Source organism: Scandinavium sp. (assembly GCF_051650185.1).
Classification (GTDB): domain Bacteria; phylum Pseudomonadota; class Gammaproteobacteria; order Enterobacterales; family Enterobacteriaceae; genus Scandinavium.
In genome coordinates this window covers 1-23,558 of the sequence record NZ_JBOFIN010000026.1, presented here as the reverse complement: position 1 = coordinate 23,558, position 23,558 = coordinate 1, and the positions used below count along the sequence as shown (strand labels likewise).

General features: G+C 55.4%; 24 protein-coding genes, 1 pseudogene and 1 other annotated feature. Of the genes and pseudogenes, 9 read left to right on the top strand and 16 right to left on the bottom strand.

The window, feature by feature from the left end:
• Positions 1–15: 15 nt before the first annotated feature.
• The 4 genes and pseudogenes from yciA to ACRCWW_RS03075 all read right to left on the bottom strand — a co-directional run.
• Positions 16–414, bottom strand: a complete 399-nt coding sequence (gene yciA, locus ACRCWW_RS03090; protein WP_438681083.1) for an acyl-CoA thioester hydrolase YciA — start codon at positions 412–414, stop codon at positions 16–18.
• A complete protein-coding gene (locus ACRCWW_RS03085) occupies positions 407–949 on the bottom strand; it encodes a septation protein A (RefSeq protein WP_438681082.1) in 543 nt (180 codons plus the stop codon). Before ACRCWW_RS03085 ends, yciA begins: the two co-directional genes overlap by 8 nt.
• 50 nt (positions 950–999) lie before the next feature.
• Positions 1,000–1,743, bottom strand: coding sequence for a YciC family protein (locus ACRCWW_RS03080; protein WP_438681081.1), 744 nt, complete (start codon positions 1,741–1,743; stop codon positions 1,000–1,002).
• Positions 1,744–1,772: 29 nt separating this feature from the next.
• Positions 1,773–1,874 (bottom strand): annotated as a pseudogene (locus ACRCWW_RS03075) (YkgJ family cysteine cluster protein); the annotation flags it as partial.
• Here ACRCWW_RS03075 and ACRCWW_RS03070 point away from each other — a divergent pair.
• The 3 genes from ACRCWW_RS03070 (at position 1,866) to ACRCWW_RS03060 (ending at position 3,492) form a co-directional block, all read left to right on the top strand.
• Complete coding sequence (locus ACRCWW_RS03070) at positions 1,866–2,030, top strand: hypothetical protein (RefSeq protein ID WP_438681127.1); 165 nt, start codon at positions 1,866–1,868, stop codon at positions 2,028–2,030. The pseudogene ACRCWW_RS03075 and the gene ACRCWW_RS03070 overlap by 9 nt on opposite strands.
• A 92-nt stretch (positions 2,031–2,122) precedes the next feature.
• Positions 2,123–2,755 carry an outer membrane protein OmpW gene (ompW, locus tag ACRCWW_RS03065; RefSeq protein ID WP_438681080.1) on the top strand — a complete coding sequence of 211 codons (633 nt, stop codon included), beginning with the start codon at positions 2,123–2,125 and terminating at the stop codon, positions 2,753–2,755.
• 152 nt (positions 2,756–2,907) lie between these two features.
• Positions 2,908–3,492: a YSC84-related protein gene (locus ACRCWW_RS03060; protein ID WP_438681079.1), complete on the top strand. Its 585-nt coding sequence runs from the start codon at positions 2,908–2,910 to the stop codon at positions 3,490–3,492.
• Between the two features lie 285 nt (positions 3,493–3,777).
• Here ACRCWW_RS03060 and trpA read toward each other — a convergent pair whose 3' ends face one another.
• Genes trpA through ACRCWW_RS03035 form a run of 5 tightly spaced genes read right to left on the bottom strand, consistent with a single transcriptional unit; the run spans position 3,778 to position 10,310 of the window.
• The gene (gene trpA / locus ACRCWW_RS03055) at positions 3,778–4,587 is read right to left on the bottom strand and encodes a tryptophan synthase subunit alpha (RefSeq protein ID WP_438681078.1); all 810 of its coding nucleotides are present in this window, start codon (positions 4,585–4,587) and stop codon (positions 3,778–3,780) included.
• Complete coding sequence (trpB, locus tag ACRCWW_RS03050; protein ID WP_438681077.1) at positions 4,587–5,780, bottom strand: tryptophan synthase subunit beta; 1,194 nt, start codon at positions 5,778–5,780, stop codon at positions 4,587–4,589. Before trpB ends, trpA begins: the two co-directional genes overlap by 1 nt.
• Before the next feature lie 10 nt (positions 5,781–5,790).
• The gene (trpCF, locus tag ACRCWW_RS03045) at positions 5,791–7,149 is read right to left on the bottom strand and encodes a bifunctional indole-3-glycerol-phosphate synthase TrpC/phosphoribosylanthranilate isomerase TrpF (protein ID WP_438681076.1); all 1,359 of its coding nucleotides are present in this window, start codon (positions 7,147–7,149) and stop codon (positions 5,791–5,793) included.
• A gap of 3 nt (positions 7,150–7,152) precedes the next feature.
• Complete coding sequence (trpD, locus tag ACRCWW_RS03040) at positions 7,153–8,748, bottom strand: bifunctional anthranilate synthase glutamate amidotransferase component TrpG/anthranilate phosphoribosyltransferase TrpD (RefSeq protein ID WP_438681075.1); 1,596 nt, start codon at positions 8,746–8,748, stop codon at positions 7,153–7,155.
• Positions 8,748–10,310 (bottom strand): anthranilate synthase component 1, encoded by a 1,563-nt coding sequence (locus ACRCWW_RS03035; RefSeq protein WP_438681074.1) that lies wholly within the window; start codon positions 10,308–10,310, stop codon positions 8,748–8,750. Before ACRCWW_RS03035 ends, trpD begins: the two co-directional genes overlap by 1 nt.
• Before the next feature lie 33 nt (positions 10,311–10,343).
• Positions 10,344–10,438, bottom strand: a sequence feature (Trp leader region).
• Positions 10,439–10,702: 264 nt separating this feature from the next.
• Here ACRCWW_RS03035 and ACRCWW_RS03030 point away from each other — a divergent pair.
• Positions 10,703–11,098, top strand: coding sequence for a (R)-mandelonitrile lyase (locus tag ACRCWW_RS03030; protein WP_438681073.1), 396 nt, complete (start codon positions 10,703–10,705; stop codon positions 11,096–11,098).
• A gap of 42 nt (positions 11,099–11,140) precedes the next feature.
• Here ACRCWW_RS03030 and ACRCWW_RS03025 read toward each other — a convergent pair whose 3' ends face one another.
• From ACRCWW_RS03025 to ACRCWW_RS03010, 4 genes are read right to left on the bottom strand one after another with little or no spacing between them, the layout of a single operon-like run.
• The gene (locus ACRCWW_RS03025) at positions 11,141–13,054 is read right to left on the bottom strand and encodes a heavy metal translocating P-type ATPase (protein ID WP_438681072.1); all 1,914 of its coding nucleotides are present in this window, start codon (positions 13,052–13,054) and stop codon (positions 11,141–11,143) included.
• On the bottom strand, positions 13,051–14,253 hold the full coding sequence (gene hflK / locus ACRCWW_RS03020; RefSeq protein WP_438681071.1) for a protease modulator HflK: 1,203 nt from the start codon (positions 14,251–14,253) through the stop codon (positions 13,051–13,053). Before hflK ends, ACRCWW_RS03025 begins: the two co-directional genes overlap by 4 nt.
• Positions 14,250–15,254: a protease modulator HflC gene (gene hflC / locus ACRCWW_RS03015; RefSeq protein WP_438681070.1), complete on the bottom strand. Its 1,005-nt coding sequence runs from the start codon at positions 15,252–15,254 to the stop codon at positions 14,250–14,252. Before hflC ends, hflK begins: the two co-directional genes overlap by 4 nt.
• 19 nt (positions 15,255–15,273) lie before the next feature.
• Positions 15,274–17,151 (bottom strand): SPFH domain-containing protein, encoded by a 1,878-nt coding sequence (locus ACRCWW_RS03010; RefSeq protein WP_438681069.1) that lies wholly within the window; start codon positions 17,149–17,151, stop codon positions 15,274–15,276.
• 386 nt (positions 17,152–17,537) lie between these two features.
• Between ACRCWW_RS03010 and rnm the strand changes: the two genes are divergently transcribed.
• From rnm to rluB, 3 genes are all read left to right on the top strand, one after another.
• The gene (gene rnm / locus ACRCWW_RS03005) at positions 17,538–18,419 is read left to right on the top strand and encodes an RNase RNM (protein ID WP_438681068.1); all 882 of its coding nucleotides are present in this window, start codon (positions 17,538–17,540) and stop codon (positions 18,417–18,419) included.
• Positions 18,416–19,036: an L-threonylcarbamoyladenylate synthase gene (locus ACRCWW_RS03000; RefSeq protein ID WP_438681067.1), complete on the top strand. Its 621-nt coding sequence runs from the start codon at positions 18,416–18,418 to the stop codon at positions 19,034–19,036. Before rnm ends, ACRCWW_RS03000 begins: the two co-directional genes overlap by 4 nt.
• Before the next feature lie 98 nt (positions 19,037–19,134).
• Positions 19,135–20,037: a 23S rRNA pseudouridine(2605) synthase RluB gene (rluB, locus tag ACRCWW_RS02995; RefSeq protein ID WP_438681066.1), complete on the top strand. Its 903-nt coding sequence runs from the start codon at positions 19,135–19,137 to the stop codon at positions 20,035–20,037.
• 38 nt (positions 20,038–20,075) lie between these two features.
• Here the strand turns inward: rluB and cobO are convergent, their stop codons facing one another.
• Both cobO and ACRCWW_RS02985 read right to left on the bottom strand, forming a co-directional pair.
• Positions 20,076–20,666, bottom strand: a complete 591-nt coding sequence (gene cobO, locus ACRCWW_RS02990; protein ID WP_438681065.1) for a cob(I)yrinic acid a,c-diamide adenosyltransferase — start codon at positions 20,664–20,666, stop codon at positions 20,076–20,078.
• Entirely contained in the window at positions 20,663–21,421 is a 759-nt protein-coding gene (locus tag ACRCWW_RS02985; RefSeq protein ID WP_438681064.1) for a YciK family oxidoreductase, read from the bottom strand. The genes cobO and ACRCWW_RS02985 overlap by 4 nt, the downstream gene beginning before the upstream one ends.
• 264 nt (positions 21,422–21,685) lie before the next feature.
• Here ACRCWW_RS02985 and sohB point away from each other — a divergent pair, with 264 nt between their 5' ends.
• Positions 21,686–22,732 carry a protease SohB gene (sohB, locus tag ACRCWW_RS02980; RefSeq protein WP_438681063.1) on the top strand — a complete coding sequence of 349 codons (1,047 nt, stop codon included), beginning with the start codon at positions 21,686–21,688 and terminating at the stop codon, positions 22,730–22,732.
• A 43-nt stretch (positions 22,733–22,775) separates the two neighbouring features.
• Here the strand turns inward: sohB and ACRCWW_RS02975 are convergent, their stop codons facing one another.
• Positions 22,776–23,027, bottom strand: a complete 252-nt coding sequence (locus tag ACRCWW_RS02975; protein WP_438681062.1) for a YciN family protein — start codon at positions 23,025–23,027, stop codon at positions 22,776–22,778.
• 424 nt (positions 23,028–23,451) lie between these two features.
• On the opposite strand from ACRCWW_RS02975, the gene ACRCWW_RS02970 reads away from it, so the two are divergent.
• Positions 23,452–23,558, top strand: a 107-nt coding sequence (locus tag ACRCWW_RS02970; protein ID WP_438681124.1) for a toprim domain-containing protein, incomplete at its 3' end; no start/stop codon positions are given.

The following is a 23,558-nucleotide window of genomic DNA, read 5'->3' as shown; positions in this document are numbered from 1 at the left end:
TTTTTCAGCACAGCATCAAACTTTCGGGAAAGGCCGGGGTTTACCTTCGCTGTCTACGGCGACGTAGATAAACAGCGCTTCAGTCGCCTTGTAGCGTTGCCCAATCGGCTCAGACGAGACTTTCTTCACCCACACTTCGATGTTCACCGTGATGGAGCTGTTGCCGCGTTTCGTGCAGCGCGCATAGCAGCACACTACATCCCCCACGGCGACAGGGCGCAAGAACGTCATACCTTCCACCCGAATGGTGACCACGCGGCCCTGAGCGATTTCTTTCGCCATGATGGCGCCGCCCAGGTCCATTTGCGACATCAACCAGCCACCAAAAATATCCCCATTGGCGTTGGTATCGGCCGGCATTGCCAGCGTGCGTAAAACTAAATCGCCAACCGGCGTGTTACTGCTGTCAGTCATTCTTGTCGTCCTGGGGCATGTGGCGGTAGATGTAAACGCCGCTCAGCAGGGTGAACACCAGCGTCAGCGCGGTGAGGCCGAACACTTTAAAGTTTACCCAGATATTCTGCGGCAGCCAGAAGGCGATGTAGATATTGGCCAGCCCACACAGAATAAAGAATACCGCCCAGGCGATATTCAGGCGCGACCAGACAAATTGCGGCAGGGTCAGCTCTTTGCCGAGCATGCGCTGAATCAGTGGTTTCTTCATGATCCACTGGCTGACGAGCAGCGCGCCAGCAAACAGACCGTAAATCACCGTGACCTTCCATTTGATAAATTCATCGTTATGGAAGAACAGCGTCAGCCCGCCAAAGACGGCGACCAGCACAAAAGTGATCAACGCCATTTTTTCAACTTTGCGGTAGCGCACCCAGCTATAGATAAGCACTACGGCGGTGGCGACGATTAACGCGGTGGTGGCAGCGTAGATGTCATAGAGTTTGTAGAAAACAAAGAATACCACCAGCGGTAAAAAATCGAGAAACTGCTTCATACATCATTTCCGTCATTCAGTTGCGGCCCGGACGCTCCGGGCCAAAGGGATCAGTTACGAATAAGCATATACAGGCGGAATAAATAGATCAGCAACAAAGCAGAAATGAGGTTACTGATACAGTTCACCACCACCGCGCCGACGTTTGGCGACAGCACGGCAAAGTTGGGTGCAAACATCAGCAGCAGCGTTTTTGCCAGCAGCCAGCCCATGACCGGTGAAGCCACCATACGCATATTAGCCCACGCCAGACGCATGCTGCTGCGCATGGAGGTGAAGATCCCCATTTTGTCCTGCACCATCATGACAGGCGCGAAGGCGAGCACGATAGCGAGCAGCACACCCGGCACCACCACCAGCATCACGCCCATCTGCACCAGGAAGGTGGTGATGAAAATCAGCAGTAACAGCTTCGGCAGCACCGGCGCACTGGCCCCGATAGCGCGCAGGGCGCTAATACGCTGGCCTGCTGACACCATCTGAATCGTCAGCAACACGCCACCTGCCAGAATGGCATTGCCAATCAGCCCGGAAAACGTGGATGCCGCAGAGGCACGCAGCAGGATTTGCTGCTGCTCAGGCGTCATGTTTTGCACCAGCTCAAACAGTCCGGCGCTGCCTGCGAGGTTATCGCCTTCTTTCAGAAGGGCGAGTTGTTCGTCGCTGGGTGAGAACGCATGGCCAAGTACCACCGTGATAAACGCACACAACAACGCAATCAGTAAAAGGGTAACGAACTGATTACGAAAAAAATTACCCGTGTCACGGAAAACAGAACTTGCCGTGATAGACATGCACTCTCCTTGAGTCTTACCTGCTGTGATTAAGCCGGCAATTGTAACTCAGCCAGCGGCAAAGTGGCAGCATCAACACCTGTATGGAAAAGCATATCTTTGTAAAGGGGCGGTAAGCCGCAGTGACCTCTGATGGGAGTGCCGGGCGCGATGCCTGGCTGATCTTTGCCGAACATCACACCGTTGAAGCTGATTTTGTAACAGACAAAAGGCTGAAAATTGATGTGGATGCGATTTATTCGGCTCTCTTTGGTAACCAAAAATTAATCCAGATCAATGAATGTTAAATCTCAAGACTGAATGTGATCCCGATTGGATCGTTATTACTCTTTTGTGGGTATATTCACCGCGCGGATAAAACCATAAGGAAGGAGTGGAAATGAAAAAGTTAGCCGTGGCAGCACTGGTTTTAAGCAGTCTCTCTGGGGGAGCCTGGGCGCATGAAGCGGGTGAGTTCTTTATTCGTGCCGGTAGCGCAACAGTTCGCCCGACGGAAGGCTCTGACAATGTGCTTGGACTGGGCAGTTTTACCGTCGATAACAATACCCAAATGGGGTTGACCTTTACCTATATGGCGACCGATAACATCGGTATCGAGCTGTTGGCCGCCACACCGTTCCGTAACAAAGTGGGCACCGGCCCGACCGGAACCCTTGCCACAGTGAATCTGTTACCGCCAACGTTGATGGCGCAGTGGTACTTCTTTGAGGCCGACAGTAAGGTCCGTCCTTATGTGGGCGCAGGGATCAACTACACCACTTTCTTTAACACCGACTTCAACGATAACGGGAAGGATAAAGGTCTGTCCGACCTCAGCGCAGATGATTCCTGGGGCGCAGCGGGGCAGGTTGGGGTGGATTATTTAATCAACCGCGACTGGCTGATTAACGCCTCCGTCTGGTACATGGATATCGACACCGACGTGAAATTCAAAGCAGGCGGTCAGAGTCAGACTATTCATACACGCCTTGACCCGTGGGTGTTTATGTTCTCAGCAGGCTACCGCTTCTGATGCCTCATTGAGCGGCTGTTTCACGCCGCTCATTATTTTATTTTTATGATTTAAAAATAAATTTCTTACATTTCGCGAGAGTGCAATTCTCGCATCTTCTGCCGTTCCGCCTAGAATAGCGCGCTTCTCTTTCCAGAAGCAGACCCATTCTAATGAACTATAAATCACTTTTTCTTGTTGCCGCTTTGGCCATTACCGGGTGCAGTGCTAAAGGCGACACCGCCAACGAACAGCGCGCCACCATTAAAAAAATGCGTACAGATACGCTGAGCAAGCTCTACAACCTGCATCCTGAAGCTCGCAGCGACATCGCACACTCTTCTGGATATGCCGTGTTTTCCAGCAACAGCAGCAAGATTTTCCTGTTTGGCTTTGGTAGCGGCTACGGCGTAGTGAAAGACTCGCGCAGCGGCAAAGACACTTATATGAAAATGGCTCAGGGTGGTGCAGGTGTCGGCGTGGGCGTGAAGCAGCTCAGCACCGTGATGGTGTTCCACGATCGTGAGACACTGAATAAATTCATCACCAACGGCTATGTTGTGGGCGCAGATGCGAACGCGGCGGCAAAATATGACGACAAAGGGGCAGGGGCCGGAACCTCAGCAAGCGCGGTGGCGAAAGATACGCAGTCATTGCCGTCCAAAGTCAGCGTCTATGAAATGACCGAGAAGGGCCTGGCTGCTCAGGCGATGTTGAACGGCTACAAGTACTGGCCGGATGAAGATCTGAATAAATAACGCAGAAAAAAAAGCCCGCACGAGTGCGGGCAAATAATACTGGAAGCAATGTGAGCAATGTCGTACCGAATACCTGAGTGATTAGCTCAACTATTCGGTAATGAGAAAGATAATAGTTCTCATTAGTGGCGTCAACCCCTTCTTTTTTGTGGTTATTCTTCAACGGTAAACACGGTGCAATTTTGCTCTCATCCCGGGGGCGGGCAGTTATTTCGGCTGGTGCGCAAATATGCGGAGAGTGTGAAAGGAAAAACGCCGCCTGAGGAAGCCCAGACGGCGTGAGGATTACGCGTGGCGAGTGGCGGCTTTCAGGCTCTGCACGAAGGCTTTCAGCTCGGCCAGCATCGCCGGGTGATTATCGACGTTTTTCTCGATAATTTTGACAATCGCTGAACCGGAGATCGCCCCGGCTGCGCCTGCACCAATCGAGGCGCTCACCTGATCCGGCGCGGAAATACCAAAGCCCTGCAACGGCGGCGCGGCATGGTACTCCTTCAGTTTCTCAATCAGGTGATGCAGCGGCAACGCGGCCTTGTTTTCAGCGCCTGTCACGCCCGCACGGGAAAGGAGGTAGGTATAGCCGCGACCATGAGAGGCAATCTGGCGCAGCAGGTCGTCATCGGCGTTTGGCGGGCAGATGAAGATTGGCGCGACGTTATGACGCATCGCCGCCTGACGGAATTCCGCAGACTCTTCCACTGGCACATCCGCAACCAGCACGGAATCCACACCCACGCGCGCGCATTCCGCGTAGAAGTTATCAATCCCACGGTTGAACACCAGGTTGGCGTACATCAGCAGCCCGATAGGAATGGTCGGATACTTCTGGCGAATCGCGGCCAGCATTTCGAAACACTGAGTTGGCGTCACACCGGAAGCAAACGCGCGCAGCGTCGCGTTCTGAATCGTTGGACCATCAGCCAGCGGATCAGAGAACGGGATACCCAGCTCCAGCGCGTCAGCCCCGGCTTCGATAAGCGTATCGATGATTTTCAGCGACTGTTCAGGGGTCGGGTCACCCAGCGTGACGAAGGGGACAAACGCGCCTTCCTTGCGGTTTTTCAGCTCAGCAAACAGGTTGTCATAGCGTTCCATCAGATTTCCCCTCGTGCTTTCAGGATGTCATGTACGGTGAAGATGTCTTTATCGCCGCGGCCGGAGAGGTTAACCACCAACAGCTGCTCTTTGTCCGGGTTCTCGCGCATCATTTTCAGGGCATGAGCCAGCGCGTGGGAAGATTCCAGCGCCGGGATGATCCCTTCATGGCGGCTCAATGCTTTAAAGGCATCCAGCGCTTCGTTATCGGTAATCGATACATATTCAGCGCGGCCAATACTGTTCAGGAAGGCGTGCTGTGGCCCAACGGATGGGAAATCCAGACCCGCAGAAATGGAGTAAGACTCCTCAATCTGGCCTTCATCGGTCTGCATCATCGGCGATTTCATGCCGAAGTAGATGCCGACACGCCCGTGCTTCAGTGGCGCGCCGTGTTCGCCGGTTTCGATACCGTGACCCGCAGGTTCAACACCAATCAGGCCAACCGAGGTTTCGTCGATGAAGTCTGCAAACATGCCGATGGCGTTGGAACCCCCGCCAACACAGGCGATAACCGCATCAGGCAGACGGCCTTCACGCTCCTTAATCTGCACTTTGGTTTCTTCGCCAATCATGCGCTGGAATTCACGCACGATGGTCGGGAACGGGTGTGGGCCAGCCGCAGTACCGAGCATGTAGTGCGCGGTTTCGTAGCTGCCAGACCAGTCACGCAGAGCTTCGTTACAGGCATCTTTCAGGGTGGCGGAACCGCTGTGAACGGCAATCACTTCAGCTCCCATCAGGCGCATACGGAAGACGTTTGGCGACTGACGCTCTATGTCTTTCGCACCCATATAAATGCGGCATTTCAGGCCGAGCAGGGCACAAGCGAGTGCGGAAGCCACACCGTGCTGGCCTGCGCCAGTTTCCGCGATGATTTCAGTTTTGCCCATGCGCTTGGCCAGCAACGCCTGGCCCAGCACCTGGTTGGTTTTGTGCGCGCCGCCGTGCAGTAAATCTTCACGCTTGAGGTACAGCGTGGTTTTGGTGCCTTCAGTCAGGTTCTGGCATTTGGTCAGCGCGGTCGGGCGACCGGCATAGTTTTTCAGCAGATCAGTAAACTGCGCCTGAAATTCTGGATCTTTCTGCGCGCTGACGAAAGCTTCTTCCAGCTGGCGCAGGGCAGGCATCAGGATTTGCGGCACGTACATGCCGCCAAATTCGCCAAAGTACGGGTTCAGTAATGTGTTCATGTCCATTTCCTTAATATGCGCGCAGCGTCTGAAAGACCGAGGCCAGTTTGCTGGCATCTTTAATGCCCGGTTCAGACTCTACACCTGAATTGAAATCGAGCCCGGCGCAGCCGCTTTTCGCAGCCTCGACGCAGTTATCCGGGCTAAGGCCACCTGCAAGCAGCACGTTACTTAAGTCTTGTCCGTTCAGCAGCGACCAGTCGAAGCGCTCGCCCGTGCCGCCCTGACCGTTATCGAAGACGTACCTCTCAACGTGATTCAGGTTGCGGGCAGGCAGGGTGTCTTTCACACTCAACGCTTTCCAGATTTGCACTTTCTCAGGCAGTTGGCTGCGCAGCTCGTCGATATAAGCCTGATCTTCGCTGCCGTGCAGTTGCACCGCAGCCAGCTTCAGGCTTTCCGCTTTCGCCACCACGTCGGTCATCTCGTTATTACGGAACACGCCAACGTAGCTCAGCGGGGCGCTTGCAATCACGGCACGAGCTTGCTCTTCCTCAACAAAGCGAGGGGAGGACGGCACAAAAATCAGCCCGCCGTAAATGGCTCCCGCTTCGAAAGCTGCTTTAGCATCTTCACCGCGAGTCAGGCCGCAAACTTTGTTTTCTCCCAGCAGCACACGGCGAACCGCAGCGTTGAGATCGTCGTGCGACATCATCGCGGAACCAATCAGGAAGCCGTTAGCAAAGTGACTCAGTTCGCGAACCTGGCCGTAGGTATTAATGCCGGATTCGCTGATAACCGTCACACCCGCGCCTAAGCGTGGTGCCAGCTGGCGAGTACGGTTCAGATCGATAGAGAGGTCGCGCAGATCACGGTTGTTAATCCCGACCACTTTCGCGCCAAGGGCGATGGCCCGCTCCAGCTCTTCTTCGTTACTGACTTCGGTCAGCACGCCCATGCTCAGGCTGTGCGCGACGGCCGAAAGCTGGCGATATTCTTCGTCATCCAGCACGGAGAGCATCAGCAGGCAGGCATCTGCCTGATAGAAGCGCGCCAGGTAGATTTGATACGGATCGACGATAAAGTCTTTGCACAGAATCGGCTGTGGCGCTATCTGGCTGACAATCGGCAGAAAATCAAAGCTGCCCTGGAAATATTTCTCGTCCGTCAGCACGGAGATGGCGGACGCATAGTGTTTGTAGACCCCGGCGATACGCGCCGGGTCAAAGTCTTCACGAATCACGCCTTTGGACGGCGACGCTTTTTTGCATTCCAGAATAAACGCGGTACGGGCACCCTGAAGGGCATCGTAGAAGTGGCGTTTACTTGGCTGGACGTCGTTCTGGAAACTGGCTAACGGCTGTTGCGCTTTACGGGCTTCTACCCAGATGCGTTTATCGGCAACAATTTTGGCTAACACGGTCTGCATTTTTTATCCTCTTGCCGCTAATGCGGTCACGCGATCGTAGGCGGCACCACTGTGGAGAACGTCCAGCACCTGCTGCACGTTAGCTTTCAACTCTTCCTGGCCGTGCAGGCGCATCAACATGGCGACGTTGACCGCGACAGCGGCCTCGTGGGCGGCTTCACCTTTACCTTGTAACAAGCGTGAGAGAATGTCACGGTTTTCTTCCGGCGTGCCGCCAGCCAGCTGTTCCTGGCGATACGGCGTCAGACCGAAGTCGTCAGCCGTGAGCTGATAGCTCAGAATTTCACCGTCTTTCAGCTCGGCCACCACGGTTGGCGCATGCAGGGAGACTTCATCCATGCCGCCGCTGTGCACCACGGCGGCGCGCTGATAGCCCAGCACGCGCAGGGTTTCGGCAATCGGTAACACCAGTTCCGGGCTGTAAACGCCAATCAGCGCCAGCGGCGGGTGGGCCGGGTTAATCAGCGGACCGAGCACGTTAAACAGCGTGCGGGTTTTCAGCTGCTGACGCACTGGCATCGCGTGACGGAAACCGGTGTGATACTTCGGCGCGAACAGGAAGCACACGCCCAGTTCATCCAGCGCTTCACGTGATTTGTCGGCGTTCATGTCCAGATTGATGCCGAATGCAGCCAGCAAATCGGAAGAACCGGATTTACTGGAAACGCTACGGTTGCCGTGTTTGGCCACTTTCAGCCCACAGGCCGCGGCGACAAACGCGCTGGCCGTTGAAATATTGATGCTGTTGCTGCCATCGCCACCCGTTCCGACGATGTCGGCAAACGGGTAGTCCGGGCGTGGGAAGGGGGCCGCGTTTTCCAGAAGCGCGGTAGCCGCTCCGGCGATTTCCTGCGGATCCTCACCACGGACTTTCATGCTCACCAGAGCAGCAGCAAGCTGTTCTGGCTTCACTTCGCCACGCACCACGGCAGAAAACAGCTGGTGGCTTTCCTGCTGTGTCAGGATCTCAGCCTGATACAGTTTTTCCAGAATCGGTTGCAGCGTATTGGCAGGTTCCAGTTTCTTCAGCGCCCATTCGAGGGTCTGTTCCAGCAGGCGAGCGCCGTGGCTGGTCAGAATGGATTCCGGGTGGAACTGGAAACCGACAACGCGATCTGCATCATGACGGACAGCCATCACCATGCCGTTAAAGCTGGCGTTGATAGTCAGCCCCGCAGGGATATTGCTGCCGACCAGTGAGTGATAACGCGCCACCGGCAAGGGATTCGGCAAACCAGCAAACATCGCCTGGCCGTCATGCTCGATGCTTGACGCTTTACCGTGCAGGATTTCGCCCGCCTGGCCCACGTAGCCACCATAGGCCTCAACAATGGCCTGATGGCCGAGGCAGATGCCAATAATCGGCAGTTTACCGCGCATACGCGTCAGTAATTCAGGCATGCAGCCTGCTTCAGAAGGCGCACCTGGGCCTGGAGAGAGCATCAGCACAGGGTTATCCATGGTGCCAATGCGTTCAATCAGTGTCTGAGCCGGAACGTGGTTACGGTAAATCACCACGTTGTGGCCGTTCGAGCGCAGCTGGTCTGCCAGGTTGTAAGTGAATGAGTCGATATTATCGAGCAGCAGAATGTCAGCCATTAGAAAATCTCCTGTGCGTGGTGGGCCTGAGCAATGGCGCGCAGCACCGCGCGAGCTTTATTGCGGGTTTCGTCGGCTTCAGACTGCGGTACAGAGTCCAGTACCACGCCAGCGCCAGCCTGAACGGTGGCGATGCCGTTTTCGACAAAGGCAGAGCGGATCACGATGCAGGTATCGAGGTCGCCGTGAGCGGTAAAGTAGCCGACCGCGCCGCCGTAGCTGCCGCGACGTTTACCTTCAGCGGCGGCAATAAGCTGCATCGCACGCACTTTTGGCGCACCGCTCAGGGTGCCCATGTTCATACAGGCGCGATAGGCGTGCAGCACGTCCAGATCCTGACGCAGTTCACCGACCACGCGAGAGACCAGATGCATCACGAAGGAGTAGCGGTCAACTTTGGTGAGGTCTGCCACATAACGACTGCCCGGCGTACAGATACGCGCCAGATCGTTACGCGCCAGGTCAACCAGCATCAGATGCTCTGACAGCTCTTTGTGGTCAGTACGCATTTCCAGTTCGATCCGGCTGTCGAGGTCCCGGTCCAGAGAGCCATCAGCACGACGACCGCGTGGACGCGTTCCGGCAATCGGGTAGATTTCAATCTGACGGTTATTGGCGTCGTACTTCAGGGAGCTTTCCGGGGATGCACCAAACAGCGTGAAATCGTTGTCCTGCATAAAGAACATGTACGGGCTAGGGTTGCTTTTCTTCAGCACGTCATAAGCGGCCAGCGGAGAAGGGCAAGGCAGCGAGAAGCGGCGAGAAGGCACGACCTGGAAGATTTCCCCGGCGCGGATCGCCCGCTGCATTTTGCGAACCACGGCACCGTATTCATCATCGCTCTGATTCACTTCCGTCTGCATCTGCTCGATTTTGGTTACCGGCAGCGGCATTGGCGGCTCGTTCAACTGCTGACGCAGTTGCTCAACGCGCTTCGTCAGACGCTGTTTTTCCGCGTCGGAAGGGGTAAACAGGCTGGCCTGAATGCGGCTGGTTTTGGTCTGGTGGTCAATCACCAGCAGCGTTTCTGCCAGATAGAAGCAGTAATCCGGGCAGGCGGTGTCGCTGTCCAGATGCGGTAGATCTTCAAAACCGGCTACCAGATCGTAGGCGAACAGGCCGCCGAAGAACATGGCTTCGCGCTCATTGACCGGCACCGTCACCAGCGTCTGCAACAGGCGGAAAGCATCAAACACGGAAAGCGAACACAGGCGAGCATCTTCATCCAGCAGATTACTGACTGCAGGAAAACGCAGGATGCGGCCATTAGGCTGGTGTTGATTATCGATACCCGCTGGCAGCGCGCTATCCAGCAAATCCAGCAGGGCAGCACCGTTATCCGACAGCGCCTGAATGGTGACAGTGTCACCTAATGCGGTAATGCGCAGCGCGCTGTCGACCAGCAGCAGGCTTTTTAGATCATCTTTACTGTCGATATCTGCCGATTCCAGCAGCAGCGTTGCCGGGCGAGCCCCACAAATCTGATGGAACAGCGCGGTCGGGTTCTCGCGGTAGATAGCATCACTGGTCAGAAGCTCGAGCTCGGGTTTTTGTGTTGGCATTTTCGTTCTCGTCTCTCTCGAAGGTGTTGGTTCAATAAAAAGCCCGCTCATTGGCGGGCCTGGTATCTGTTCGTCTTCTCCAGACGCGATCGCACAGCCCGTTATCAGGGAGTACGCCACCAGCTATGCAGAGTAACGGAAAAGTGGGTCATCGCAGATACCTCGTCGTGTGAACTTGCGTACTAGTTAACTAGTCCATGAGCCTAAAGTCAACCCTTGTTTGCAGAAATCTTACTTTTAGGGTTAAGAGCGAAAGATAGAGGCAAAAGCGCAGGAAGCAACCAGGATTAATGAAGAGGGCTCATAAGTCCAATGGGATGCGGGTGGGTAATGCAAAGCACTCACTGGCGATACACTTGTGTGACTAAGCAGAAGCTAAACCGGAGAAGATGATGAAAATTATACGCAATGCCAGCACGCCGTCCGTGAAAGGCCCGGAAGACTATTTTACCGGGCAGGTCAGAATCGATGCGCCGTTTCAGGCGACCCCACCGGCGCGAGTCGGTGGTGCGACAGTCACCTTTGAACCCGGGGCGCGTACAGCCTGGCATACGCATCCGCTCGGGCAGACCTTGATTGTTATCCACGGGCAAGGCTGGGTTCAGCGCGAAGGCGAGGAGAAGCTGACGATTAATCAGGGTGACATCGTCTGGATCCCGGAGGATGTTCGTCACTGGCACGGCGCAACCTCCACGACGGCGATGACCCATATCGCCATTGCCGAATCATTAAACGGCAGCCCGGTTACCTGGCTTGAGAAAGTCATGGATACTGATTACATCGGATAACTGGAAAGAAAAAGGGATGCAAAATGCATCCCTTTATAACGATTAATGCGTCTCATCAAACTGCAACAACCGCCCGGTATTTCCCAGTACCATCAGCGTACTCAGGTTATGCAGCAGTGCGGCAATCAGCGCGCCTGCGCCACCTAAAAGACCGAGTGCGGCGGCAGCGACAATCAAGATGGTCCAGCCGAGGCCGATAAAGACATTCACCATCAGGGTTCTGCGACAGCGGCGGCTCAGGCGAATCGCGGTAGGCAGACGACGAAGATCGCTACCTGTCAGCACCACGTCAGCGGAAACCAGCGCAATATCCGCCCCGTTCGCGCCCATCGCCATGCCGACAGCACCCGCTTTCAGCGCCAGCGCATCGTTAATGCCGTCGCCAACGACCAGCGGATGCCAGCCCTCGCGCACCGCTTTTTGCACTTCATCCAGTTTGGTGGACGGCAGGGCTTGCGCGACCACATCTTCAATACCCAATGAGGCCGCGACGCTACGCGCTGCCGCAATGCGGTCACCGGTCAGCAGCATTTTTCTTTCAATGCCCAGCGTGTCGAGTTCCCGCAGGGCTTCTGCGGCTTCCGGGCGAAGAGTGTCCGCGAGCAGCAACCAGCCGAGGAACTGTCCATCCAGAGCAACACCAACCAGCGGCCCTTCGTGTTCCGGCAGCGCGAGCGGAGAGACACCGTGCTCAACAAACAAATCCGAGCGCCCGAGAAGCGCCTGGCCGCGATCGGTTCGGGCGATAATGCCCATACCTTGCCGCTCTTCGACCTCATGAATACCCAATGTCTCATCGGCTGGCGCATAGTCTGCAAGCGCATGGCTAACCGGGTGACTACTGGTTGCACCGAGGGTAGCGGCCAACTGGATAACCTGTTGCTCATCACAACCGGCAGCCAGAATGGCGTCCACCATCTGCAACCGTCCCTGCGTCAGCGTGCCGGTTTTATCGACGATCAGCGCATCAACATCCGCAAGCTCTTCGAGGAAGGCGGCATTGCGGATCAGGATGCCGTGACGTGCCGCAACGGCAATTCCTGCCATTGCGGTGGCCGGGGCAGAGAGCACCAGCGCACAAGGGCAGGCGGCAACCAGCACGGCTAACATTGCCTGGCTGTCGTAGGTTAAAAACCAGGTGCTGGCGGCAATCAGCAGAACCAGAATCAGGTAATGGGACGCATAGCGCTCCAGCATACGCGTGATCGGCGGTTTGGCCTGTTCGGCATCTTTCATCAGCGCGATGACTTTACCGAGCGTGGACTGATCGCCGGTATGGGTCACTTCCATCCGCAGCAAACCGTTGAGGTTGATTGACCCCCCGAAAACAAGGCTTCCCGGGCCAGCTTCCTGTGGCACCGATTCTCCGGTTATTGAGGCAACATCCAGACTGGCGTAGCCGCTGATAATTTTGCCGTCTGCCGGAACGTTATCCCCGGCGCGGATCTCCACGATATCGCCAACGACGATATTCTGGCTATCGACGCTATCCAGCGAACCATCGGCATTAACGCGACGGGTCTTGCTTCGGGTCAGTTTGGTTAAACCCGCAATCGCCTGACGCGTGCCCATCACGCTGCGTTCTTCCAGAATGTGACCGAAAATCATCAATACCGGCAACAGAGCGGCAGTGATGAGGTCGCCCAGCGCCCAGGCCCCCAGCATTGCCAGCACAATCAGCAAGTCTGTTACGCCGTGTAAATCTGGGTGGCGCAGGCTATGCCAGCCCGCACGGAACACCGGCACGGCAACGATAAGCCACGCCACGCCTGCCAGCAGATCGCTGATTGCGCTTTGCTGTGGCGCAATCGTACGCCACAACAGGCTGAGCAAAATCAGCCCAATGGTGGTCATCGCCAGCGTTAACTGGACGGTCATGCGCCGTTGCTCTTCTGGCGTCAGCAGCGTTTGGCTAAAGTTGGGATGAAAGTGACCGTGACTACATTGATGGCTCATCGCAGATCTCCAAAGACATCAGACAGAGAGGCGGGCGTATTCGACGCAGGCGCTGAAGTTGTGGCCGGGGCCGACACCGAGGATGACGATGAAGAGGCCCAGTTCGACGTGACGCTGTTGCCTGACGACGCCGTTGTATCGCTGGATGCAGGCTGATCGATGCCCTGATCGTCAGGCCCGGACAGCACCAGTCGGTTTTTATTTTCAGGCGCTACCGTCAGCACTTGCCCGGCATGAGAAAGAATGGCGGAAATCCGGTCACGCCACAGTCGTTGCAGTAACCCGGCATCGCTGCCACTGGCACGTGCCTGTGCCAGTTTGGTGATGGTCTGGGTGGCAACTTCTGCTTTGGCGTGCATTTCACTGCTGCTGGCTTCCGCTTGCTGAATCACGCGGTCAGCCTGCTGCTGGGATTTTTGTAAACGCAGTGTCGCTTCGTTTTGTGCCTGCGCGATGTTCTTCTCCGCCTGCTGACTGGCTGTCAGCACCGAGTTAAAGGCATCAACCGCTTCATCTGGCAGCGAAGAGGCGATATCAACTCGCTCGATCACAATGCCGGGATCGTTATCGCTACCGGCAAGCTGCTGTAAGTCTTTGTCCATCATCTGCTTCAGGTCGCTACGCAGGCGTGAACGCTCTTGCGCGGCATAGGTGTCATCCTGTTGGGTTTCAGGACGGGCGACCAGTACGGTGTCGAGATCGCGACCGGCACAGATAAGCGTTGAAGCACGCTGTGCGAGACGATCAATCAGCGCGTCCACATGTGGGCGCTGTAAGACATAACGCAGCGGATTATCAATGCGGTAAAACACCTGCATGTTGAGCTGAACCACGCCGGCATCCCCCGTGAGCTGATAGCCCGCGCCCGCGCCCGCATCCGCAGTCACCTGCGCGGCAGTCAGCGTTTTGAGCTGCTCTTTACGCTGAAGCGGCAGCACATCATGTTGCAGGATGCGAGCCGGGCCTGGGATCACCTGGACGTTATCCACTGGCGCAGGCCAGGCAAAGACCACGCCCGGACGTTCAACGGCTATTGGCTTGCCAAAACGGAAGACCACGGCCTGGCTGTCTGGCGTAACCTGATGAAAACTGGAAAACAGCCAGGCCAGTGCCGCAAGCAGCGTGGCCGCATACAGCCCGAAGAAGGCGATGCGATAAGATTGCCCCCATGGGGAGGTCGTTACGGATGGCCTTTTCATTGCGCAGCCTTATTCGCATCAGTCGGTTGCTGGACCAGCGCTTTAAACGGCGCCGCATCGGTGCTGACGACGATTCGCGTGCTCTTATTCACAATGTCATTGAGCGTATCGAGCGAGCGCAGCAGGTTGTAGAGCTCAGGATCAAGCGCATAGGCTTTGGCGTAAATAGCCGCCGATTCCTGCTGCGCCTGCGCCATGATGGTCGCGGCTTTAATTGAAGCGTCAGCTTCGGTGATACGCGCTTCTTTATCTGCCTTCGAGTGGATATCCGCGGCCTGACGATTGCCTTCTGCCGTGCGCTCGGTAGCGATGGTTTCACGCTCTGCACGCATTCTGTCAACGGTAGCGTTGAGGGTGACCGCAGGCAGGGTTAAGCGTTCGATGCCAACGTCAATCAGCTCAATGCCATAGCTTTTCAGCAACTGGGCTTTCAACTGCTCTTTAATTTGCTGCTCAAGCTGCGGGATCTTCACCTTCGAGCCATCCGTGTTGACGATTTCGGAGAGCGCATAATTACTGGTGGTGGTTTCCAGTGAAGAGCCGATAAAGGTGCGAATCTGACGCGCCGCTTCTTCTGGCTGGTTCTGAACCGCGCGAATAAAACGCAGAACATGCTGCTGGTCCGGGCTGACTTTCCAGATTGCCCACGCCTGGACAATCACGCGCAGGCCGTCGCGGGTACCGACGTCCTGAAGGCCGCTTGACGTTGAACGGCTGCGTAAATCGACTTCAACCGGCGTTTCAAACGGGGCAGGCAAACGCCAGCCGAGGCCCGGTGCCATCAGCACACGCACAGGGCTGCCGAAACGGGTCATCACTGTGGCACTGCCTGCATGCACCTGAACCAGACAGGCCGTCAGCAGCGCCAGCAGAACCAGCAGGCCTGCAACAGCGTAACGAACACCTCGTCTGGCGAAGTTGGGGGCTTTCGGGTTTGTCCCGGAGTGAGTCACTCCAACTTTTGTCGTGGTCGCCTGGGTGGCGATAGAGCGAATTTTCATTTTTCTCAGGCCTTTATTTTTAGTTCTGGCGGGAGGAAGGGGCGAACTGGCGCGTATCGAGTACCGACTCGTTGTTTGTGCTCAGTTGGCTGTCCAGGATAAGCAACGGGGTTTTTGCCAGCGCCTTGCTGTAGGCCTGATAGCGTCGCTCATTCAGATAAGCCTCTGGATTGATTTTCCAGGACTCATAGTCCGCGCTGTAGCGCGTTAAAGAGGCGGTAGCCTGGGCCTGCATTTCGTTGGCTGAAGCCTGAGCACCATCAATAGCGGTGGTCGCTTTTCGTTGGGCATCATTGGCTGTCGAAGCGGCATACCCTTTTTCGCGCGCGATTGAGGCATTGGCGGCGATTTGCGCCGCCTGTACGCCGTGATAAGCGTTTGCTGCACCTGCTGGGGGATGAATAGATTCGATACGGGTATAGAGCAGTTCGACACCGGTATTGAGCGCGTTCAGACGCTGCTGGATCTCACGGTTGAGTTTGGTCGCCATGGTCGCGCGCTGTTCATTCAGCAGCGCATCCAGTTGTTGATGTGAGAAATACTGTGTCATCACCTGACGGGCAACGCGCTGGATAGTGGTCGGCAGATCGTCAGTTTGATACAGGCTGTTCAGCGCATCGTTATCATGCAAGCCTACGCGCCAGATCAGGCGAATATCCATATTGACGATCTGGAAGCTTTGCTTATCGCCCACGGCGCTGGCGATGACTTGTGCCTGATCGGTGCTATGGCTGCTGTCCCACAGGCGCCAGCTTTCCTGGGGAGCAGGGCCTTCAATCAGATCGGTCACCGTTGCGGAAGAGGGTTGCACTTCAGGCTGTGCTTCGCTTAATGCCAGCTCATGGACGGCACCGAAATCAACCGGCAATACGCGACCAAAAGGCCACGGCAGACCCACATGCACGCCGGGTAGCAGCACTTCCGTCGGTTTACCAAAACGCTCATAAACGCCACGCTGGCTGACGGAGACTTCGCTGATGCCGCTCATCAACCAGCCTGTCAGCGCAATCACGCAGGCGACGGGGACAAAGATTTTGCCGATCAGACGGAAGGCCTGAATCTGCCCAATATCAACGCCAAAATGCTGCACGATTTTTTTGCGAATGCTCAGCAGCGGATGCAGCGGCCAGCGGTACTGCTCAGCGAGCAGGCTTTGGGTCAGGAACGGCGTTTTTCTGGCCGGTGAAGGAGCAATCCATATTGTCGCCACCGCCCGAATCAAAAACTCTGCGGCGACCACGATCACCAGCAGGCTTGCCAGATAAAGCGTCCAGTACGCCAGAATGCTGAACGCATTAACGAGAGCCAGCGCGAGGGTGGTGATGAGAAAAACGCTAAGCAGTGCTCGCAGCAACCCAACACAGACTTTCTGCTGTGGCCAGTGGCGCAAAGGGCGGAAGCTCAGCATGCGCTCGCAAACCAGCAGAACAAAGCAGGCTGTCAATAGCAGTGAGGCTACCGGGATCTGCCCACGAGTAAGGGGAGCAAGCACGTGTTGTGCGGAGAAATTCGCGCTAATAATCGTTATTGCAAGCACGGCGGCGGCGAGGGTCAGCCCATGTTGCCAGAGATGCCGGAACCACAGCGTGATGCCTGGTGGCACAGGGCGTTGCCAGATTTTTTTCTTTTCGCCGTCAGCCTCTGTTGCCATCACACGGCTTTTACGCAGTGAGGGCAACTGACACAGGGCATTCTCGATGACGGCAAGGCCAAGTAGGGCACCTGAAATCAACGGACGGGCAAACGCCAGCCATGAGGTCTGTTCGACAGAGAGCGGCATCCAGTAGAGGACGGCAGACAAGATCAGGAGGAGGCATGCAAATGCTCTGCACCACAGCAGACGCACACGCAAGCGCCTTTCCTGAGCGCCGTGTTCACCAGTAAGGTTAGGCAGCATAAAGGCTCCATGTTAAGACAAAATTTAACGCGTCAGAGTGGACACCTGACGGGGAAAAGAGACGGCTAGGGTATAGCGCAACCGCGATCATGCAAGGCAATAGCTGACCAAAATTAAACAAGCGGGTCATTTTTTTTCTCTTTCATGACAATTGCTTAGTTCACTTTTGATCATAGCTGCATGACAAGTGCCGAATGGGAGTTTTGGTGAAAAAAGTGTTTCAGCGTTTACGAAAGTGTTTGGAAACGTGTTTTGGGCTGCCACTCGTCGATTTCGCCACCTTCATTTTTCGCTGTCATCGCGATTTCGGAAAATCCGTCGCAGGCGCTATGATGTGCGCCGCATTGATAAAATTTGATACGACTACACTGATACCCGGAGCGATTTTGAGCGACCCTTCTTACGCCGTGATTTACGATCTGCACAGCCACACCACCGCATCAGATGGCCGGCTGACGCCGGAAGAACTGGTGCACCGTGCGCTAGACATGCGGGTTGGGACGCTCGCCATTACCGACCACGACAGCGTGGCGGCGATCCCGGCGGCGAGAGCTGAAATTGCCCGCGCCAACCTGCCGCTGAATTTGATTACCGGCGTGGAGATCTCCACTGTCTGGGAAAATCATGAAATTCATATCGTCGGTTTGAATATCGATATTGAGCATCCTGCAATGATCGCGTTTCTGGCCGGGCAAACAGAGCGCCGTCAACAACGAGCGAAGCTGATTGCTGAACGCCTCGATAAAGCCCAGATCCCTGGGGCCTGGGAAGGCGCGCTGAAGCTGGCAGACGGCGGGGCGGTGACGCGTGGTCATTTTGCCCGTTTTCTGGTTGAGGCAGGCAAAGCCAGCAATATCGCCGACGTTTTCAAAAAATACCTCGCGCGCGGGAAAACCGGATACGTTCCGCCGCAGTGGTGTACAATAGATCAAGCTATTGATGTCATTCATCATTCTGGTGGCAAGGCGGTGATCGCCCATCCCGGGCGCTATAATCTTTCTGCCAAGTGGCTGAAAAGATTGCTGGCACACTTCAGCGAATGTGGCGGCGACGCGATGGAAGTCGCTCAGTGCCAGCAGGCTCCCCACGAACGTGCCCAGCTCGCGGCGTATGCGCGTCAGTATGGATTACTGGCGTCACAAGGGTCTGATTTCCATCAGCCTTGTCCGTGGATTGAACTGGGTCGCAAACTGTGGCTACCCGCCGGAGCAGAAGGCGTGTGGCAGAGCTGGGAACAGCCGCTAGAGATCATTGAGAGGGAAGTATGAGTCAGTTTTTTTATATTCATCCGGATAACCCACAGCAGCGCCTGATAAACCAGGCCGTGGAGATCGTGCGTAAGGGCGGCGTTATCGTCTACCCAACGGACTCAGGCTATGCGCTGGGCTGCAAAATTGAAGACAAAGGCGCGATGGAGCGAATCTGTCGTATTCGTCATTTGCCTGACGGGCACAACTTCACCCTGATGTGCCGTGACCTGTCGGAGCTGTCGACCTACTCGTTTGTCGATAACGTGGCGTTTCGTCTGATCAAGAACAACACGCCGGGCAACTACACTTTTATCCTCAAAGGCACCAAAGAAGTTCCGCGTCGCCTGTTGCAGGAAAAGCGTAAAACCATTGGGATGCGCGTGCCGTCCAACCCGATAGCGCAAATGTTACTCGAAGCGCTGGGTGAGCCGATGCTGTCGACGTCTCTGATGCTACCGGGCAGCGAGTTTACCGAGTCTGATCCGGAAGAGATTAAAGACCGCCTGGAGAAAGTGGTCGATTTGGTCATTCACGGCGGCTATCTCGGCCAACAGCCGACCACGGTTATCGATCTGACCGAAGACGCGCCTGTTGTGGTGCGTGAAGGCGTCGGTGATGTGAAGCCTTTCCAGTAATCGCGGTAACGGCTATACTACGCGGCCCTAAATACCATGAAATACGGTATCCAGAATTCTCCACGACGCCTGGGAAGGCGACACCTTAAGGAAGCTCGATGAGCGAGAAATTACAGAAAGTGCTGGCTCGTGCTGGCCACGGCTCCCGCCGTGAAATCGAAACGATGATTCAGGCCGGGCGCGTCAGCGTCGATGGCAAAATTGCGACGCTCGGCGATCGCGTAGAAGTTATTCCTGGTCTTAAAATCCGTATTGACGGACACCTTATCTCCGTCAAAGAGTCGGTAGAGCAGATTTGCCGCGTGCTGGCCTATTACAAACCGGAAGGTGAGCTGTGTACTCGCAGCGATCCGGAAGGGCGTCCGACGGTGTTTGACCGTCTGCCAAAACTGCGAGGCGCACGCTGGATTGCCGTAGGCCGTCTGGATGTGAACACCTGTGGTTTGCTGCTGTTTACCACCGATGGTGAGCTGGCTAACCGTCTGATGCACCCAAGCCGCGAAGTTGAGCGAGAGTACGCAGTACGCGTGTTCGGTGAAATTGATGACAACAAAGTGCGTCAGCTGTCACGCGGCGTGCAGCTTGAAGATGGCCCGGCGGCTTTCAAAACCATCAAATTTACCGGCGGTGAAGGGATTAACCAGTGGTATAACGTCACGCTGACAGAAGGGCGTAACCGTGAAGTTCGCCGTCTGTGGGAAGCGGTAGGCGTGCAGGTTAGCCGCCTGATTCGCGTGCGTTACGGTGATATTCTCCTGCCAAAAGGCCTGCCTCGCGGTGGCTATACTGAGCTGGACCTGGCGCAAACTAACTATCTGCGCGAGCTGGTAGAGCTGAAGCCAGAAACCGAATCCAAAGTCGCGGTAGAGAAAGATCGCCGTCGTATGAAGGCGAACCAGATTCGCCGTGCGGTGAAACGCCATACGCAGGTCAGCGGTAAACCCGCGCGCAGCGGTGGGGCTCGCCGCTCCAGCAGCCGAAACAACGGCAGCGGTTCATAAGAAAAAGGCCCTTCGGGGCCTTTTTTAATGGAAGAAACTCAGTAGTCGATGCCGATTTGCGCTTTCACCCCAGCATCAAACGCGTGCTTCACAGGGCGCAATTCGCTGACCGTATCCGCCATATCCAGAATCTCACGATGACAGCCGCGACCGGTGATAATGACCGTTTGCTGGTGAGGGCGATTTCGTAACGCCGTCAGTACTTCCTCCAGCGGCAGATAATCATAAGCCACCATGTAGGTAAGCTCATCGAGGACAACCAGATCCAGGTGTTCATCGGCCATCATTCGCTTCGCGTGTTGCCACACTTTCATGCAGGCGGCGGTGTCGCCCGCTTTATCCTGCGTGTTCCAGGTGAAACCTGTCGCCATAACCTGAAACTCAACGCCATGAGGTTCGAGTAAATTACGTTCCCCGTTGGGCCAGTCGCCTTTGATAAACTGGATCACGCCCACTTTTTTTCCGTGCCCGACGGCGCGTGTTGCGGTGCCAAATGCCGCGGTTGTTTTCCCTTTGCCATTGCCGGTTAGCACCAGAATGATGCCTCGCTCGTCCTGGGCTTCTTCAATACGGGCATCCACTTTCTCTTTCAGACGCTGCTGGCGCTCGCGATGGCGATCGTCACTCATTGTGCAATTCCTGGTTTACGGCCCGGTTGGGCATCGAACGTGGTGCCGGTTTTGCGACGACTGTCATCGCCCATCAGCCACAAATAGAGCGGCATGATGTCGGCAGGGGTTTTCAGTTTTTGCGGATCTTCGGTTGGAAACGCGCTGGCCCGCATGCCAGTGCGCGTGCCTCCCGGATTGATGCAGTTGACGCGCAGACGACCCTGATACTCTTCAGCAAGCACCTGCATCATGCCTTCAGTGGCAAATTTTGACACCGCATAGGCACCCCAATTCGCACGGCCTTGCTGGCCTACGCTCGAAGAGGTGAACACCAGCGAGCCGCCATCGGATTGAAGTAATAAAGGAAGGAGTGCCTGAGTCAGCATAAAGGTGCCGTTGACGTTGACCTGCATAACATCCTGCCATACGGCCAGGTTTTGCTGATCCATGGGCACAACATCGCCGAGCAGACCTGCGTTGTGTAACACCCCGTCAAGGCGGGGATAATGGATGCTGATTTTCTGCGCCACCTGTTGGCACGCTTCAGGCGTGCAGGTCAGTAAATCCAGAGTAAACCACTGAGCGGGAATGCCGCCTTCCTGTTGGATCTGTTGTGCGACGCTGCGCAGCTTGTCTTCATTGCGGCCCAGCAGCACTACGCTTGCACCATAGCGGGCATAGGTCAGGGCGGCTTCACGACCAATGCCATCGCTGGCACCTGTCACAAGAATGATACGATTTTGCAGCAAATCGCGTTGCGGTTGATAATGCACGGGCGTTCTCCTGTAGCTCTGCCGCGAGCTACGTGACTGTTCTTGTTCTGGGAATTCTCTTTTTGGGCTTTATGCCTTAAATCACCGGCTATTACAATCAGCCAGGCGGAAAGGCTGTTCAGAATTAACATTTTGCAATCATTTCATTGACGCGAAAAAAAACAGGAAGCCAGTACGCAACGTAAAATTCCGGCGCAAGACGCACTGAAATGGCTGTTGTACACTGTGCCCGATAACCGAGTGATTCTTTTTCAAGGTGGAAGCGTGGAACTACTTTCTCAATATGGGTTGTTTTTGGCGAAAATCGCCACGGTTGTAGTCGCGATAGCGGTGATTGCCACACTTATCGTGAATCTTACCCAACGCAAAAAGCAGCGCGGAGAGCTGCGGATCACCAATCTGAGTGACCAGTATAAAGAGATGCAGGAAGACATGAGCGTGGCGCTGTTGGATGGCCCGCAGCAGAAGCTCTGGCTTAAAGCGCAAAAGAAAAAGCACAAGCTTGAGGCGAAAACCGCGAAAGCAAACGCGAAGAAAGGCGTGAGCGAGTCCGGCGACAAACCGCGCGTGTGGGTGCTGGATTTTAAGGGCAGTATGGATGCGCATGAAGTTGCCTCTCTTCGTGAAGAGGTGACGGCAGTGCTGGCCGTTATCAAGCCGGAGGACCAGGTGGTTGTTCGTCTGGAGAGCCCAGGCGGAGTGGTGCATGGCTATGGTCTGGCGGCATCACAGCTGCAACGTCTGCGTGACAAACAGGTGCCCATCACGATTGCTGTCGACAAAGTTGCGGCAAGCGGCGGGTATATGATGGCGTGTGTGGGCGATAAAATCGTCTCTGCGCCGTTTGCTATTATCGGCTCGATTGGCGTGGTAGCACAGATCCCGAACTTTAACCGCTTCCTGAAAAATAAAGACATCGACATTGAGCTTCATACCGCGGGGCAGTACAAACGCACGCTGACGCTGTTAGGCGAGAATACCGAAGAAGGGCGGCAGAAATTCCGCGAAGATCTGAACGAAACGCACCTGCTGTTCAAAGCGTTTGTCCACCAGATGCGTCCGCAGCTGGACATTGATTCGGTGGCGACGGGTGAACACTGGTACGGCAGCCAGGCGCTGGAGAAAGGGCTGGTCGATGAGATTGGTACCAGCGACGATCTGCTGTTGAGCCTGATGGTGGGGCGTGATGTCCTTAACGTGCGCTACCTGCAACGTAAAAAACTGGTCGACCGCTTTACCGGCAGCGCCGCGGAGAGTGCGGACCATTTGCTGATGCGCTGGTGGCAGCGCGGGCAAAAACCCATGATGTAAAAGGGCAATAAAAAAGAGCGAGGAATGATCCTCGCTCTTTTTTTTAGTCAATCAGGTGATATTTTTCTGAGAGCTGGTGTGCGAGATATTTGAACATGTTGAATACCGCGGTGCTTTTGGCTGTTGGCAAACCTTGCTCATCAAGATAATACTCACCGCTAAAGACCAGCACGCCGTTGCGTTGTTCCACACCCGTCGCTTCGATGCCTTTCAGCGTGTCATCGTGTTCGCGAATAAGGCGGTTGGCTTCTACCAGCAGAGATTGACGATCGATAGGTTGGGATGTTTCTTGCATATCAGACTCCTTTAAAACAGTGGCGCTAGTCTACGCCCGGCACGCGCAACGGGCAAATTTTCCCTGTGAAACACAAGGACATGCCAATGGCGCGCCCGCTGGCGGGATTGGCATTTGCGTGCTAATAAGGTTGCGTAACGAATTTTATCAGGTACAGTGTGCGCTTTCTGCAATCTGGCAACAGATTTGCTTGACATTCGACCGAAAATTCTTCGTGCTATATCACCTGGTTGGTATTGACCAGCAAACTCACTCCTCTGAGAGCGACTTCTGGGGTCGGCACAGAGAAGGGGTTGAACTCCATTGACGCCGCCACTACATCAGGCTCGTCACCAATGGAAGGTGAATTCAAGCGCGAAATATGCACGACCTCCTTCTGGACAGGTGTGTATTCCTGGAAGAATCAAATTAGGTAAAGGTGAATATGGGTAAAGCTCTCGTTATCGTTGAGTCCCCGGCAAAAGCCAAAACGATCAATAAGTATCTGGGTAATGACTACGTGGTGAAATCCAGCGTCGGTCATATCCGCGA